Source organism: Rhizobium sp. ERR 942 (genome assembly GCF_007828395.1).
Lineage (GTDB): Bacteria > Pseudomonadota > Alphaproteobacteria > Rhizobiales > Rhizobiaceae > Rhizobium > Rhizobium dioscoreae.
Genome location: NZ_VIUA01000004.1, coordinates 516,264 through 531,005, shown reverse-complemented (window position 1 = coordinate 531,005; position 14,742 = coordinate 516,264). Strand labels below are relative to the sequence as shown.

The window sequence follows — 14,742 nt, the reverse complement described above, 5'->3', positions numbered from 1 at the left end:
CGAAGAGGAGAAAAGATATGGCCGATATGGCAAGAAAGCTTCCTGTGAGCACGGAGAAGAAGACGGCGCCCGCTATGGAGCGCTGGGCGCCATTTGAGAGCCTGCGATCGGAAATTGATCGCGTCTTCAATGACTTTACTCCGGGTTTCTTCGACCGGACGTTTGCTCGTTTCCCGAATACCTTCACGCGCGGCGTGCCGGCTGCTGACTTCGTCGAGTCCGACAAGACCTATGAGCTCACAGTTGAGCTTCCGGGGATCGACGCGAAGGAGCTGGATTTGACGCTCGCGAACGGCATCCTGACGGTCAAAGGCGAAAAGCACGAACGCAAGGAGGAAAAGGAGAAGGAATACTATCTCAGCGAACGGCGCTATGGGTCGTTCCAGCGCAGTCTCCAACTTCCCAACGGTGTCGATGCAGACAGTATCAACGCGTCCTTCGAAAATGGCGTATTGAAGGTCGTTTTACCGAAGACAGCCAATGCTCACAAGAATGACCGGAAAATTGCAATCAAGGCAGGCTAGCCCACAAGCGCTTTACACTTGTCCGTCGCGGCTCAGCTGTAGGTTGCCAAGGGGGCCGGGGGCAGAAGAAGGGAGGGGCTAACCCCTCCCTTCGGCGTTAGCCGACATGAAGATGATTTTCAACAATGGCGACGCCGGGGACGGACCATGCTGCTTGCTCTGCCGCATGACGCTCGCTCCAGGCATGAACGTCGCCTTCAAGAACGACTTTGCTGTCGGCAACGCGAACTCTGATTCCATCCGCCTCGATCTCAGCGTTTCGCCGTAGCGCCTGCTCGATCCGTTCCTTGATATCCGATGCGCCGACAAGTTGCCGGATGGTTAGGATATTCGTCACGCCAACAACGCCGCCAAGCTTTTTGACGGCATTTTCCGCCGCCATGCGCTGGAAGTGCCAGCGTACTTCGCCAGAGAGTGTTACCCACCCGCGCTGGACCTTGACGTCAATGGCGCCATCGGGCAACGCAGTGTCCCAGGTAATGATATCAAGCGCGCGGGCTGCGATTTCATCGTCGGCATGCCTTTTCTGCTCGGGCCAACGCACATCGATCTCATCGGCAATCGCCCGGACGCCTTTCACCCGCCGAGTAACTGCCTCCGCCGCCATTTTCTCAGCACAGCTCCTGACATGGCCAGATAGTGTCGCGACGCCATTCTGCACCGAAACGCCGATCGCGGCGGCGTCAATGCTGGGATCAAATTCCAGTTCATCGAGAATATCCCGACGTATCTTCAGATCACTCATGATGTCCTCCTTGAAGACAATTGATCGAGGCTCGCGCCTCAAATCAAATCTCGTCAATCTGGCGTCCAGTGTCATTGCGTTGGGTCAAAGACGAAACCGTGTCTTGGCGAGCTCCGTCTGGTCGGTCGGGACCGGTGGGTACACCCGGGGTCGTCTGGAACTGGGTCCCCGGGTGCGCGGATTCAGGGGCTATCAAGTTTCGTCTTCAGTCGATGGCTGACTGGCCGCGCTTGCTCTCTTATCGGGCTATCTGTTGATCATGCGACGTCTACAATGCTGGCAAGCATCAAGGAGGCATGCCAGGAAAACAGCATTGGCGCTTGCTGTCAGTGGGCAAGAAACAACGGTATGTCCGAGTCTTTCAGCATCGATCGTGTCACTCCACCGAACAGGCGTTCCTGCAAGCGTGGATGACTATAGGCTCCCATGACGATCATGTCTGCTGCGATGTCTGCTGCGTGTTGTCGCAACGTTTCATCGACCAATCGACCGCCGCTCGCAACGCAATCGACATCGACCTTGACACCATGTCGCGTGAGGAAAGCAGCGATATCTGCGCCAGGCTCTTCGCCATTGACGGAGCGCGCAGCAAGGGGATCGACAAGCGTGACATGAACCGTTCCGGCGGCTTGCAAGAAGTCGATCGACTGGCGCGCGGCGCGCGCGGCCTCCTCGCCAGAGTCCCAGGCCAGCAAAATTGTTTTCGGCGGGAGCCGAACCATCTTGTCGCTCGGGGTGACAAGCACCGGTGCGGGCGACTGAAATAACGCCCCGTCGATCACTCTTCGCCGAAGTTCCTCGTTGCGGGCGGCCTCCGGACCGATGAGGACGAGATCGGCATAAAGAGCTCGCTCGGCTATGTCATCGTCTGCCCAGGCAAATTCCGTGTAGATTTCCTGCACGTCATAGGAGGACGCGCTCCCGCTGAGCAGCGTTTTGATATCGGCTGCTCTTTCGGTCAATCTATCTATTTCACGTTGCTGCTCACCGAGCCTGATCGTGGAGAGGGCATCATGTGCGGTGAGTGGAGGCGTGGCGCACATCGAAACCACCAATGCGGTAAGATGGGCACCGTGCGTTTGGCAAAAATCGACGGCGCCCTTCAGGTCATCCTTGAATTGATTGACATCGAGGATACTCAAGACGGTTTTGATGGACATGGTCGGATCGCCTTTCTTGTTTGGAGGAAAGGACAGCAAACCTCACTTTCAATCTCATTTCCTTGATCTTCCGCAAAGCGAGCCTGATCCGCTGCGCATAAGGTTGGATGCATGCGAGGGAACCAGATGACGGATTCAGTTTTACATTTCCACGGTGCGGCCGGATCGGTAACCGGCTCGTGCTTTGTCCTTGAGCACCGCGGCACCCGCATAATGGTCGATTGTGGCATGTTCCAGGGCTCCAAGACCGAGAAGGAACTGAATTACAGGCCGTTCCCATTCGATGCGTCTCTGATTGACGCCGTCATTCTGACCCATGCGCATATCGATCATTCGGGACTTATCCCGAAGCTGGTGAAAGCCGGCTTCGAAGGGCCTATTCATTGCACGCCGGCGACCTTGGATCTGTGCTCGATCATGCTGCAAGACTCCGGACATATTCAGGAATCGGAAGTCGATCAGCTGAATCGCCGCTACCGGCATAGATCGCGCGACACGTTACAACCCATCTACACCGCAGAAGACGCGCGCGCCGCGATGATGCAGTTTCGAGCGGTCGCCTACAAAGAATGGCAGAGATTGGAGGGCGGACTTGGATTTCGGCTTTGGGACGCCGGACATCTGCTCGGTTCGGCTTCGGTCGAGATCGAACTCGCGACCGAAAATGGCCCCATCCGCATACTGGTTTCCGGTGACGTTGGTCCGCAACACAAGCTTTTGGAGGCCCGACCGGATGCTCCCAAGGATTTCGATTACGTCATCTGCGAAAGCACGTATGGGGATCGTGAACGAGACGAAGTTTCCGACGTCGCTCGTCGCGGGCAACTTCGCGAGATCCTTCTCAAGGCCTATCATCCCAACGGCGCTCTGCTGATTCCATCATTTGCGGTCGAACGCACACAGGAATTGGTGGCTGATATCAATGGGCTGATGGATGCTGGTGAGATATCCCGCTGTCCCATCATCATCGACTCTCCATTGGCTTCGCGCGCGACCGCAATCTTCAAGCAGCATGCGCATTCCATCCCCAACGGCGACCTACTGATCAAAGCATTGAATGCCAAAAATGTACGCTTTACGGAAACGGCCGAGCAATCAAAAGCAATCGACCTCATTCGCGGCTTCCATATCATCATCGCTGCCAGCGGCATGTGTGAGGCCGGCCGCATTCGTCACCGTCTCAAGAACTGGCTTTGGCGCGATGAAGGCACTGTGTTGCTCGTCGGATTCCAGGCAGCCGGCACCCTCGGGAGAATTCTTGAAGACGGCGCGCGCACCGTAAAAGTCCAGGGTGAGGAGATCATTGTCCGCGCGACTGTGCGATCACTGGATGCCTATAGCGGTCACGCCGACGCCAGCGAATTGAGAGCTTGGATAGGAGCCAGGGAACCGATTCGCTCGGGGCTGTTTCTGGTTCATGGCGAGCCTGCCGCGCGCGACAGTCTGAAATCTCGTCTGTTGGTCGAGAAGCCGGAAGCGACCATTGTCGTGCCATCGCTCGACGACAGCTACAGTCTGACGAAAACAGCCGCCGTACCGCTCGCACGCGGTACGCCGCCTCCGCGCCTAGCGCCCCAGGATGTCGGCCATTCGGATTGGCATAATGATTATCAATCGATCGTCCTCGATCTCGAGGAGCGGTTGCGTCAAACCGCCGACCGGAAAGCGCGCGCCGTTATTCTTCGGCGCGTCAAAAGAGCTATTGAGGATGACGGGCGTTCAAGCTAGCCACAACGGAGTAAGACCATGCTGATGACGGATCGCGATTGCAGAAGGGGAGGGCAGCGATTTGCCATTCCGACGCTCGGAGAGGTCGAGGGCAAGGTCATCGCGTCGGAGATTGTCGCCTCAATTTGCCTGCATGAGCTTTCGGCCTATTCCGGCAGCACGGGAATGCTCTCTATCAAGAATAGGATCAGACAAGCCCTTGATGCGCGCTGCACAAACGCAAGCCTTTGTCACGAGGACACCGATGCGGGGGTAGTATATGCCTTGGAGCTACTTGATGCGGCAGCCGAAGTCGCAGGCAACCAGGCTGATACCACCGCGAAGTCCGGTGGTTGCGAGACCGTCCGCCGATTGCGGCGCATAGCGAGCATGAAATGACAGCGCACGGCAGCAACCAGCCGGAATAAAGGCAGCGCCGCAAGCCCACGCGTTTCTCAAATCGCGGTTTGCCGGTGTTCGTCTTGTTAAGCTACGCGGCGCTATTTGATTGCTGTGGGCGCTCGGGCCAGAGCGACCCAAGGGACGGGTTCATCGCGAGCTTGACTTTCTTGATCGCAGGTGGGCTCAAGCGATGATCCAGCAACTTGAAGACATTCTGTGCTGCCTGCTCGACGCCTATGTCATTCAGCCTCACTGATCGCGTGCCTACGCTCGCAAGGAATGCCATTCTATTTGAGCACGGTTGGGTGTGCTCAGGCCGCCAGTTTTCGTAGAATAATCCGCGGATCAATGGCGGCAGATGCGCTGAGAAGTCAGCCATTGCCTTCTGGCTCATTGAATCTCGAAGCGCGTGTAGGACGGAGCGCAGGCACTCATAGGCCTCATTCCGTTCACAATGGAGATATTCGGACAATTCTACGACCCATGTTTCGGCTTGGTGCGCAGAATCCGAGAAGGTCTGGGAAGGGATAAAGTTCATGATAAGCCTCCTTGATCGAGACTATCGTCACCGAATTCCCGATGATGCGCGTTGTCCTGGATCAACATCGCGGTTCTATTTGCATGGGATGTTGAGGCGACGTCTTGCCGGCTTTGACGATGACAGAACTATCTCCCCCCGAGTTGAACGGTCTCCATGGATTACTTATGAAGAGCGACCTTCGGCGCCATAGAGCCGCTGGGAACTTCCCGCCACGGATCAGCGGGATCCTCGTGGATGACGACCTCAATCTCGGTAAGTCCACCGTCCGTCTGTTCGATCACAAGGGCGTCTCCGCCGCCCGTGCAGGCGGCGGTCATGCCGTGATCGACCAGTAGAGACGAAGCGAGACATGTCTATCAGGCCGAAAGAATGGCAGAGGGATGTGAGATCCCGTGGCCTTTTGCTGCTTCCGGCCAGCCGAAGTCTCTTCTCAAAGGACGGAAGATCTCTCTTCACGGATCGGATCGAACAATGACTGATCGCGACGCTTGCACTGAGCAGATGATCTACGTCAATGACGAGGAATCCCACCCGTGAATAATGAACGCAGCGCCTGAGTGGTTCGCCACGCCGGCAGCACCCATTCAGTTCGTTCTTCGGGAGCCGTTTCTTGCACAAATCCCATGTCCCTTTTCTTTTTGCCGTTGTTGCGATCCTGAGCCTGAATGCAGGAAGCCACGACGCCGTGGCGCGTGATGCAGCAACGTTGAGCGACCACGTGCAAGAGCTCTGGAACAAGCTGCGCGGCAGCGAGCAGGTGCCCGGCATCGCGACGTCCAACGGCCGCATCGAGGCGCAACAGGTTCTGGTTTCCGCGAAATTCGCTGGCCGTGTCGCCGACGTTCTTGTCGAGGAGGGACAGATAGTCGATCCCGGCGCTGTCATTGCGCGGATGGACACGTCCGAGCTTGATGCGCAGCTTTCGGGCGCGGAGGCGGAAGTTCGGCGTTCCGAAACCGGCGTGGCAACTGCCGAGGCGACCATCGCGCAGCGTGGTAGCGAACTCACACTTGCGCGCCTGGAACTTGAACGAGCCTTCGATCTCAGTGCCACCGGGAGCGGTACGCGGCAACAACTCGACCTGCGTCGCAGCCAGCTCGCCGTTGCCGAGGCGGTCTCTCGTTCCGCGCTCGCAAGCCGCGATGAGGCTCAGGCTGGGCTGGACGCCGCCCGCGCCGAGGTTGCGCGCATTCGCTCGCAGCTCGACGATGCGATCCTAAAGGCGCCCAGACGAGGGCGCGTGGAATATAAGTTGGTGCAGTCGGGCGAAGTGGTGGCAGCCGGTGCGCCGATCGCGACACTCCTGGATTTGACTGACGTCTATATGACCGTTTTTCTGCCAGCGAGGGCCGCTGGGCGCCTCGCTTTTGGTGATGAGGCGCGAATCATTCTCGATCCAGCGCCCGGTTATGTCGTACCTGCGACCATCTCCTTCGTTGCCGCGGAGGCGCAGTTCACGCCGAAAACGGTCGAGACCGAGGACGAGCGCGAGAAGCTGATGTTCCGCGTCAAACTTCGTATCGCCTCCGATTTGCTCAAGCAGTACGAAACCCGGGTGAAGACGGGGGTTCGCGGCGTGGGTTACGTGCGCACCGATCCTGCCGCTGCATGGCCGCCGCAACTCGCCGTGAAGTTACCCCAATGACGGGCGAAGTTATCAGCCTCGCCGGCGTTACGCATCGCTATGGGAAGAAAGTGGCACTCGACGGGGTCGATCTCGTTGTTCCGGCGGGCTGCATGGCAGGCGTCATTGGCCCGGACGGCGTTGGAAAGTCGACGCTGCTCGCGCTCGCTGCCGGGGTGACAAGGTCGCAACAGGGGAACATCCACGTCCTCGACGGCGATATGTCCGACGCGCATCAGCGCCGTCTCGCTGGTGCCCGCATTGCCTATATGCCCCAGGGTCTCGGCCGCAATCTCTATCCGACGCTGAGCGTTGCGGAAAATCTCGATTTCTTCGGTCGCCTCTTCGCGATGGATCGCAACGAGCGCCGGGAACATATGGACGAACTGCTCAAGATCACTGGGCTTGCTCCGTTTCGGGATCGCCCCGCCGGTAAGCTGTCAGGCGGCATGAAACAGAAACTTGGCATCTGCGCCGCTCTTATTCATGATCCGGACATTCTTATTCTCGACGAACCGACGACAGGCATCGACCCGCTGTCGCGTCGGCAATTTTGGGAATTGATCGCACGCATGCGGGCCAGACGGCCGGGGATGAGCGTCATCGTCGCCACTGCCTACATGGAAGAAGCCGAACGTTTCGATTGGCTCGTCGCCATGCATGGCGGCCGGGTCATCGCGACGGGGAGCCCTGCTGAGATCAAACGCAGCTCAGGACAATCCTCCCTGGAAGATGCCTTTGTTGCACTCTTGCCGGAGGAACTGCGTAGAGCCGATGCGCCGCTTCTCGTGGTCCCGCGCCTGGCTGGAGATGGTATCCCCGCGATCGAAGCTGAGGGACTTACCAGACGTTTTGATGACTTCACTGCGGTCGATCACGTAAGCTTTCGTATCGAAAGGGGCGAGATTTTCGGCTTTCTCGGCTCGAATGGCAGCGGCAAAAGTACCACGATGAAGATGCTGACGGGTTTGCTTCCCGCAAGCGAAGGCGAGGCGCGCCTCTTCGGTCAGCCGCTCAAGGCCGGGGATTTGGAAACGCGTCGCCGCGTCGGCTATATGTCACAGGCATTTTCTCTTTATAGCGAACTGTCGGTCCGCCAGAACCTGGTGCTGCATGCACAGTTGTTCGGCCTTCCGGCCGAGCAGGTAACGGTTCGTGTCAAGGAAATGCTTGCCGATTTTGAACTGACAGCCGTTGCCGATCGTCGCCCGGAGAGCCTGCCGCTCGGCATGCGACAGCGCCTGCAACTGGCGGCGGCGGTCATCCATCGCCCGGAGGTACTGATCCTGGACGAGCCGACATCCGGGGTCGATCCCGTCGCCCGCGACAGTTTCTGGCGTTCGCTCCTGAGCTTGTCACGCAAAGATGGCGTGACGATCTTCCTCTCCACGCATTTCATGAACGAAGCCGAACGTTGTGATCGTATTTCCATGATGCACGAGGGCAAGGTGCTCGCCGTCGGCAGTCCGGCGGAGTTGAAAAAGCAGCGCGGTCGCGAGGTGCTGGAGGATGTCTTCATCGACGTGCTCACTGAGGCGGGGATGGGACGGGACGACACGCCGCCAATCGCAACTGCGGCGAAGGCTGCCGACGTCTCGAAGCCGGGCATCTTCGACCTTCGCCGCTTATGGGCCTATGCATGGCGCGAAAACCTGGAAATACGCCGCGACCCCACGCGTTTGATCTTCGCATTTCTAGGTCCGGTCATTCTCCTCCTGGCCTTCGGCTACGGCATCTCCTTCGATGTGGAGCGTCTTCCCTTCGCGGTCTTCGATCAGGACCAATCGGCTGAAAGCAGGCAACTTCTGGAGAGCTTTCAGGGTTCGCGCTATTTTGATGAGCAACCGGCGGTGTCCTCCATCGATGACCTTGAGACTCGTCTCAAAAGCGGCGAGCTGAAGCTGGCGATCGAGATTCCGACCGATTTCGGCAGGGATCTGCTGCGTCAGATCCATCCGGAAGTCTCGGTCTGGCTCGATGGCGCCATGCCTTTCCGAGCGGAGACGGCGCGCGGCTATGTCTCAGGGCTTGCCACGAGCTACATGACGGATAATGCCGCCCGTCAAAGCGGTCGCGCCACATCCCCCTATCCCATAGAAATTGAACGTCGTTTTCGCTACAATCAGGCTTTCAAAAGCGCCAACGCCATTGTGCCAAGCGTCATCGTGCTGATGCTGGTGCTCATTCCCGCCATCATGACCGCGCTTGGCGTCGTCAAGGAGAAAGAGACCGGATCCATCGCCAACTTCCAGTCGACGCCCGTCACGAAGATCGAATTCCTTCTTGGCAAACAGTTGCCCTATGTCGCGATCGCGTTCTTGAGTTTCATTCTTCTTGTGCTGATGACTCGTTTTGTCTTCGCAGTGCCGGTCAAAGGTTCCCTCCTGACCTTTGCTGCCGGATCGCTGCTTTATGTTTTCGCGACGACCGGCTTCGGACTGTTCATATCGAGCTTTGTCCGCAGTCAGGTCGCCGGCATTTTCGCGACAGCCATCATCGCCATTATCCCGGCGGTGAATTTTTCCGGACTGCTCGTCCCAGTCTCGTCGCTTTCGGGGGGCGGACGGCTCATGGGGCTTGCCTTCCCGTCGGCATGGTATCAGCCGGTCAGCGTCGGTGTCGTAGCAAAGGGGCTGGGTTTTGCCGATCTCTGGTTCGATATGTTGGTGATCGGCCTCTTTGGATTCGGGTTCATCGCGGCCGCGATTATTTCACTGCGAAAGAGAGGGGCCTGACATGGCTGCCCGTCTTTTCCGGATCCTTCGCCTGGGCATCAAGGAGCTCTACAGCCTCAAGGCCGATCCTGTCCTTGTCGCGCTGATCGTCTATACATTTACCTTCGCCATCTACGCCGTGGCGACGGGCGCGAAATTCGAGGTTGAGAATGCCGCGGTGGCGATCGTCGATGAAGACCGTTCGATGCTGTCCGCACGATTGCGCGATGCCCTGCTACAGCCATTTTTCAAGCCTCCGGAATTGATCGATGCCGACGAGATCGATGCTGTGATGGATGCCGGCCGCTTCGTTTTTGTCGTCGAGATTCCACCCAAATTCGAGCAGGACGTGATTGCCGGGCGCCATCCATCGGTCCAGATTGATATCGACGCGACCGCGATGTCGCAGGCCGGCAATGGGGCTTCCTATATCCAGAATATCATCCTGCAGGAGGTGCTGACGGCAATGCCCGGAGTTGATCAGAAACAACCGATCAATCTGATCGTACGGGCGAAATTCAACCCCAACCTCAAATCCGAATGGTTCACGGCCGTGATGCAGGTGATCAACAATATCACCATGCTCTCGGTTATCTTGACGGGCGCGGCACTGATCCGCGAGCGCGAACATGGAACGATCGAGCACCTGCTCGTCATGCCGGTCACCCCGATCGAAATCATGCTCGCAAAAATATGGGCGAATGGCCTCGTCATCGTCGTGGCTGCGATCTTCTCGCTTATCGCCGTCGTCGAGCGCCTGCTCGGTGTGCCCGTCGCCGGATCTGTGAGCCTCTTTGTAACCGCGGCCGTCCTCTACCAGTTTTCGGTGACGTCACTCGGCATCTTGATTGCCACCGTTTCCACTTCGATGGCGCAGTTCGGACTGATTGTGATGCCGGTGCTTATCATCATGAACCTCTTATCCGGAAGCACGACACCCATGGAGAGCATGCCCGGTTGGTTGCAGAATGTGATGCAGCTTTCGCCATCGACACATTTCGTCGCCTTATCCCAGGCCGTGCTTTATCGGGGAGCCGGATTTGCGATCATATGGCCGCAAATGCTGGCGCTCTTCGGCATCGGAGCGGCATTCTTTGCCGTGGCTACGCTGCGTTTTCGCAAGTCGCTTCTCAGCGGTCAGTGAGGTGCCTCCCGGTGGAATTTGGTAGTCCAGATTGCTTGTGCATTCGCTCGTTACTATTGTCATGAAATGGATATGATCGAAGCGTTTCAGCGTCTCAGCCTCGCTCTTGCCATCGGCATTCTGGTCGGGGTTGAGCGCGGCTGGCAGGAGCGCGAGACGGAGCCCGGTAAAAGAACGGCCGGTATTCGCACCTTCGGCCTGTCCGGCTTTCTCGGCGGCTTGGCAGGTTTCCTGCAGGTCAAGCTCGGACCGATCCTGCCGGCCGCCGTTTTCGTTGTTTTCGGCATTGCATTTGTCGTCTTCAGCAGATACCAGGCCGAGCAGGAAGAAGACTACAGCGTCACCAGCGTCATAGCGGCTCTCGCCGTCTTCGTCCTTGGGGTCATAGCGACCGTTTCCGACATGACCGTCGCTGCGGCCGGAGGCGTCGCGGTGACTGCGTTGCTGGCTGCTCGCTATAGTCTGCATGGATTTCTGCGAAACCTGACATGGCTGGAATTTAGAGCTGCACTCGTGCTGCTTGCCATGACACTCGTTGCGCTGCCCCTCCTTCCCGACAGAACAATCGATCCCTGGAATGCCATCAATCCATTCCAGCTATGGCTGCTGACAATCATGATTGCCGCCATCTCCTATGTCGGCTATCTGGCGGTCCGCATCGCCGGAGCAAAACATGGAATCCTTTTTAGTGGCGCTGCAGGCGGGTTCATTTCGTCAACCGCTGTCACCTTGTCCTTCGCGCGTCTATCGTGCCGCAGCACTCAGGCGACCCACAGCCTCGCTGCCGGCGCGTCGATCGCCGGAGCAATGTCCATCGGACGGGCACTGGTCATCAGTGGCATATTGGCGCCTGTACTCATTCCCAAGCTGGCTGTCGCGTTCGTTCCCGTCATTCTTGTCTTTCTTTCGGCGACCTTCCTGATGCTCAGGGGAGCGAAGGCCGACGATAAGGCAACCGACATCAATCCAGATAATCCGTTCGAATTGCTCACGGTTCTCCGTTTCGGAGCATTTCTCGGCGTCATAAGCTTCCTATCGAAATTCACGATCGACCAGATCGGGCCATCGATCATATTTGTCGTCGCGCTGCTTTCGGGACTTGCCGATCTTGATGCCATCACCCTGTCGACGGCACGCATGGCGGGCTCGGTGCTGACGACGGAGGTTGCGACGATCGCGATCTCTCTGGCCGCGGCCGCCAATCTGATAGTGAAGATGGTGCTGGCCATCATGTTCGGAAGTCGCGCCTACGCCACAGCATTGAGTGTGACAACGTCGACGGCGCTCGTCGTCGCCGTTGCTGCCTATTTCGGGTTTAGCACCTTGGCGTGACCGCCGGCCGGGGAGCCAGGACATCGCGATCCCCCATGAAATCATGGCCGGCACCGAGCTCAATTGACGCAAATCAATGCAGCATTGCGTACTCGGCTTAGAAAATGTCCCGACTTCTCGTCCCATTTACCCCGAAAGACCGAGATGCAGCGCATGTCGCAAACTCGGCTCTTGTTCCTGATATCCATGATCTGAGGAAGGATCGCCATGTTTCGCGGGCGCATAAGAAACAGGGAGCTGCTCGAACGCATTGTAAGCGCGGACGATGCCGCCCGGCTGATCAAGGACGGAATGACCATCGGCATGAGCGGCTTTACGCGCGCGGGCGAGGCAAAGGCCGTGCCCATGGCGCTTGCCAAGCGCGCCAAGGACGATCCGCTGAAGATCACGCTGATGACCGGCGCATCACTGGGCAACAATCTCGACAAGGCTCTGGTCGAGGCGCATGTGCTTGCCCGTCGACTGCCTTTTCAGTCCGATCCGGTTCTGCGAAACGCGATCAATGCCGGCGAAGTCATGTTTATCGATCAGCATCTGTCCGAGACGGTGGAACTTCTTCGCAGCCGCCAGATCTCGCCGGTCGATATTGCCGTGATCGAGGCGACGGCCATCACCGAAGACGGCGGGATCATTCCGACGACATCGGTCGGCAATTCGGCAAGCTTCGCGATCCTGGCCGATAAGGTCATCGTCGAAATCAACCAGTCGCAGCCACAGGAATTGGAAGGGCTGCACGATATCTATATCCCGACGCGCCGGCCAAGCCGCGAGGCAATTCCCGTCATGTCACCAGACCGCCGGATTGGCGTTCCTTTCATTCCGGTTCTCCCGGAGAAGATCGCCGCTGTCGTCGTCACGCAAAACAGCGATAGTTCTTCGACCATCCAGCCGCCGGATGCTGAAACGCGGGCGATTGCCGGGCATCTGGCTGAATTCCTGATGCATGAGGTCAAACTCGGACGCTTGAGCCAAAGCCTGCTGCCGCTTCAGGCCGGCATCGGCACGATCGCAAACGCCGTACTCCACGGTTTCATCGATACGCCGTTTCACGATCTGACCATGTATTCCGAGGTCCTTCAGGATTCGACCTTCGATCTGATCGACGCCGGAAAGCTCACATTTGCATCCGGTTCCTCAATGACCTTGTCCGCCGACATGTATCGCAAGGTCATTCCAAATATCGCAGCATATAAACCGCGGCTGATCCTGCGCCCGCAGGAAATCAGCAATCATCCGGAAGTCATTCGTCGCCTTGGGATCATCGGAATCAACACCGCGTTGGAGTTCGACATCTACGGCAATGTCAATTCGACCCATGTCGGTGGAACACATATGATGAATGGTATTGGCGGCTCGGGCGATTTTGCCCGTAACGCCTACATGTCCATCTTCGTCACGAAATCGACGGCAAAGAACGGGGCGATTTCAAGGGTCGTGCCCATGGTCAGCCATGTGGACCATACCGAACACGACGTCGATATATTGGTGACCGAAACCGGACTGGCTGACCTTCGCGGTCTCGCGCCGCGGGAACGCGCTACCACCATCATCGCCAATTGTGTGCATCCGGCCTACCGCGGAGCCCTGTTCGACTACCACAAAAGAGCCCTTGCGCGGGGTGGACAAACGCCGCACGTCATCGAAGAGGCACTCAAATGGCACAGCTCACTGCGCGAAATTGGCCGGATGCTGGCCTAGCTTGGATATCGAGGATCATTTATTCACGATCGGCCTCTGACGGACGCTCCCGACGGCATCTGTGTGCCAGAATGGAAACGTTCATCACTATCCGGAGGAAGCGTCTAGACATGCCTGCGGAAACAGGGAGTTTTTGAAATCGGAGTGTCGACGCATGCAATATTGATCGTTGCTACGAGGGAGATCGAATCTCGCATACGGAATGAACCGGCTTATGCCTGCTGCCTATAGCAACCTTTTGCCGACAGACGCGGGTCGAGCAAGGTTCCTTTCTCGCCGCAGGCGATGGCGCCCGCGTCCTCCAGCCTGCCGATGCCGGCCGGTCTATCCATTTCCTTTGCGAACTGGATCGCGGCGGCGACCTTTGGCGCCATCGAGCCTGGTGGGAACCTCACGTCAGATAACATCTCCGGATCAATGCGACCCAAGCGTTGAGCCTTTGGTGTCCCGTAGTCCAGATAGACCGCATCGACATCTGTCAGAAGGAGCAACATGTCGGCATTCAGCTGCCTTGCCAGCAGCGCACTGGCGGCATCCTTGTCGATCACGGCTTCTATCCCGGTAAGTCTGCCATCAGCCTGCTCAATCACGGGGATGCCTCCGCCGCCGGTGCAAATGACGGTCACGCCGTGATTGACCAGCAAGGCGATGGTTTTTGCCTCGACGATTGCCAAGGGTTTTGGCGAGGCGACGACGCGCCGCCAGTTTTCACGGTCTGGCGCAACTCTCCAACCGCGCTCTCTGGCGAGCCGTCGCGCGGTTGCTGCATCGTAAACCGGCCCGATGAACTTGGTCGGATGTGAAAAGGCGGGGTCGGCCGCCTCTACCCGCGCCATGGTCAGCAAGGTTGCGATTGGATTGTTCTCCAGGAGATTTCCTAGCTCCTGTTCGATCATGTAGCCGATCATCCCCTCTGTTTCGGCGCCCAGAATATCCAAGGGGAAACCATTGCCGTTGGAGGCTTCCGCCTGCAGAGCAAGAAGCCCGACCTGGGGACCGTTGCCATGGGTGATGACCAAAGAGTGACCGGCATGAATGAGATCAGCCAAGGCGGCAACAGCGACCCGGATATTGGCGCGCTGATGTTCAGCGGTCATCGGCTCGCCGCGGCGCAGAAGTGCGTTCCCGCCGAGCGCAGCGACGATCAGCAT

The 14,742-nt window shown here is 58.0% G+C and carries 12 protein-coding genes; 9 read left to right on the top strand and 3 right to left on the bottom strand.

From position 1 onward, the window contains the following. Positions 1–17: 17 nt before the first annotated feature. Positions 18–524: an Hsp20/alpha crystallin family protein gene (locus FBZ97_RS19355; protein WP_113388839.1), complete on the top strand. Its 507-nt coding sequence runs from the start codon at positions 18–20 to the stop codon at positions 522–524. A 97-nt stretch (positions 525–621) separates the two neighbouring features. Here the strand turns inward: FBZ97_RS19355 and FBZ97_RS19350 are convergent, their stop codons facing one another. Beyond that, positions 622–1,269, bottom strand: coding sequence for a BON domain-containing protein (locus FBZ97_RS19350; RefSeq protein ID WP_113388838.1), 648 nt, complete (start codon positions 1,267–1,269; stop codon positions 622–624). 326 nt (positions 1,270–1,595) lie between these two features. Further along, positions 1,596–2,429, bottom strand: coding sequence for a universal stress protein (locus tag FBZ97_RS19345; RefSeq protein ID WP_113388865.1), 834 nt, complete (start codon positions 2,427–2,429; stop codon positions 1,596–1,598). A gap of 126 nt (positions 2,430–2,555) precedes the next feature. Here FBZ97_RS19345 and FBZ97_RS19340 point away from each other — a divergent pair, with 126 nt between their 5' ends. The 8 genes from FBZ97_RS19340 (at position 2,556) to FBZ97_RS19305 (ending at position 13,591) form a co-directional block, all read left to right on the top strand. Further along, complete coding sequence (locus FBZ97_RS19340) at positions 2,556–4,157, top strand: MBL fold metallo-hydrolase (protein ID WP_145321142.1); 1,602 nt, start codon at positions 2,556–2,558, stop codon at positions 4,155–4,157. A gap of 18 nt (positions 4,158–4,175) precedes the next feature. Then, positions 4,176–4,535, top strand: coding sequence for a hypothetical protein (locus FBZ97_RS19335; protein WP_113388836.1), 360 nt, complete (start codon positions 4,176–4,178; stop codon positions 4,533–4,535). Positions 4,536–5,243: 708 nt separating this feature from the next. Continuing rightward, the gene (locus FBZ97_RS34465; protein WP_156090760.1) at positions 5,244–5,414 is read left to right on the top strand and encodes a hypothetical protein; all 171 of its coding nucleotides are present in this window, start codon (positions 5,244–5,246) and stop codon (positions 5,412–5,414) included. A 275-nt stretch (positions 5,415–5,689) separates the two neighbouring features. After that, positions 5,690–6,724 (top strand): HlyD family efflux transporter periplasmic adaptor subunit, encoded by a 1,035-nt coding sequence (locus FBZ97_RS19325; protein ID WP_145321144.1) that lies wholly within the window; start codon positions 5,690–5,692, stop codon positions 6,722–6,724. Further along, complete coding sequence (gene rbbA, locus FBZ97_RS19320; protein ID WP_113388833.1) at positions 6,721–9,438, top strand: ribosome-associated ATPase/putative transporter RbbA; 2,718 nt, start codon at positions 6,721–6,723, stop codon at positions 9,436–9,438. The genes FBZ97_RS19325 and rbbA overlap by 4 nt, the downstream gene beginning before the upstream one ends. A 1-nt stretch (position 9,439) precedes the next feature. Beyond that, the gene (locus FBZ97_RS19315; protein ID WP_145321146.1) at positions 9,440–10,561 is read left to right on the top strand and encodes an ABC transporter permease; all 1,122 of its coding nucleotides are present in this window, start codon (positions 9,440–9,442) and stop codon (positions 10,559–10,561) included. 72 nt (positions 10,562–10,633) lie between these two features. Then, positions 10,634–11,893 carry an MgtC/SapB family protein gene (locus FBZ97_RS19310; protein WP_348642379.1) on the top strand — a complete coding sequence of 420 codons (1,260 nt, stop codon included), beginning with the start codon at positions 10,634–10,636 and terminating at the stop codon, positions 11,891–11,893. Positions 11,894–12,100: 207 nt separating this feature from the next. Next, the gene (locus FBZ97_RS19305) at positions 12,101–13,591 is read left to right on the top strand and encodes an acetyl-CoA hydrolase/transferase family protein (protein ID WP_145321151.1); all 1,491 of its coding nucleotides are present in this window, start codon (positions 12,101–12,103) and stop codon (positions 13,589–13,591) included. 212 nt (positions 13,592–13,803) lie between these two features. On the opposite strand, the gene arcC is transcribed toward FBZ97_RS19305, so the two are convergent. After that, positions 13,804–14,742, bottom strand: a complete 939-nt coding sequence (gene arcC / locus FBZ97_RS19300; protein ID WP_113353494.1) for a carbamate kinase — start codon at positions 14,740–14,742, stop codon at positions 13,804–13,806.

Bases quoted from the DNA above. Each gene is read 5' to 3' on its own strand.
- FBZ97_RS19355 (WP_113388839.1), top strand. From the start codon at position 18: ATGGCCGATATGGCAAGAAAGCTTCCTGTGAGCACGGAGAAGAAGACG.
- FBZ97_RS19350 (WP_113388838.1), bottom strand. From the start codon at position 1,269: ATGAGTGATCTGAAGATACGTCGGGATATTCTCGATGAACTGGAATTT.
- FBZ97_RS19345 (WP_113388865.1), bottom strand. From the start codon at position 2,429: ATGTCCATCAAAACCGTCTTGAGTATCCTCGATGTCAATCAATTCAAG.
- FBZ97_RS19340 (WP_145321142.1), top strand. From the start codon at position 2,556: ATGACGGATTCAGTTTTACATTTCCACGGTGCGGCCGGATCGGTAACC.
- FBZ97_RS19335 (WP_113388836.1), top strand. From the start codon at position 4,176: ATGCTGATGACGGATCGCGATTGCAGAAGGGGAGGGCAGCGATTTGCC.
- FBZ97_RS34465 (WP_156090760.1), top strand. From the start codon at position 5,244: ATGAAGAGCGACCTTCGGCGCCATAGAGCCGCTGGGAACTTCCCGCCA.
- rbbA (WP_113388833.1), top strand. From the start codon at position 6,721: ATGACGGGCGAAGTTATCAGCCTCGCCGGCGTTACGCATCGCTATGGG.
- FBZ97_RS19315 (WP_145321146.1), top strand. From the start codon at position 9,440: ATGGCTGCCCGTCTTTTCCGGATCCTTCGCCTGGGCATCAAGGAGCTC.
- FBZ97_RS19310 (WP_348642379.1), top strand. From the start codon at position 10,634: ATGATCGAAGCGTTTCAGCGTCTCAGCCTCGCTCTTGCCATCGGCATT.
- FBZ97_RS19305 (WP_145321151.1), top strand. From the start codon at position 12,101: ATGTTTCGCGGGCGCATAAGAAACAGGGAGCTGCTCGAACGCATTGTA.
- arcC (WP_113353494.1), bottom strand. From the start codon at position 14,742: ATGCTGATCGTCGCTGCGCTCGGCGGGAACGCACTTCTGCGCCGCGGC.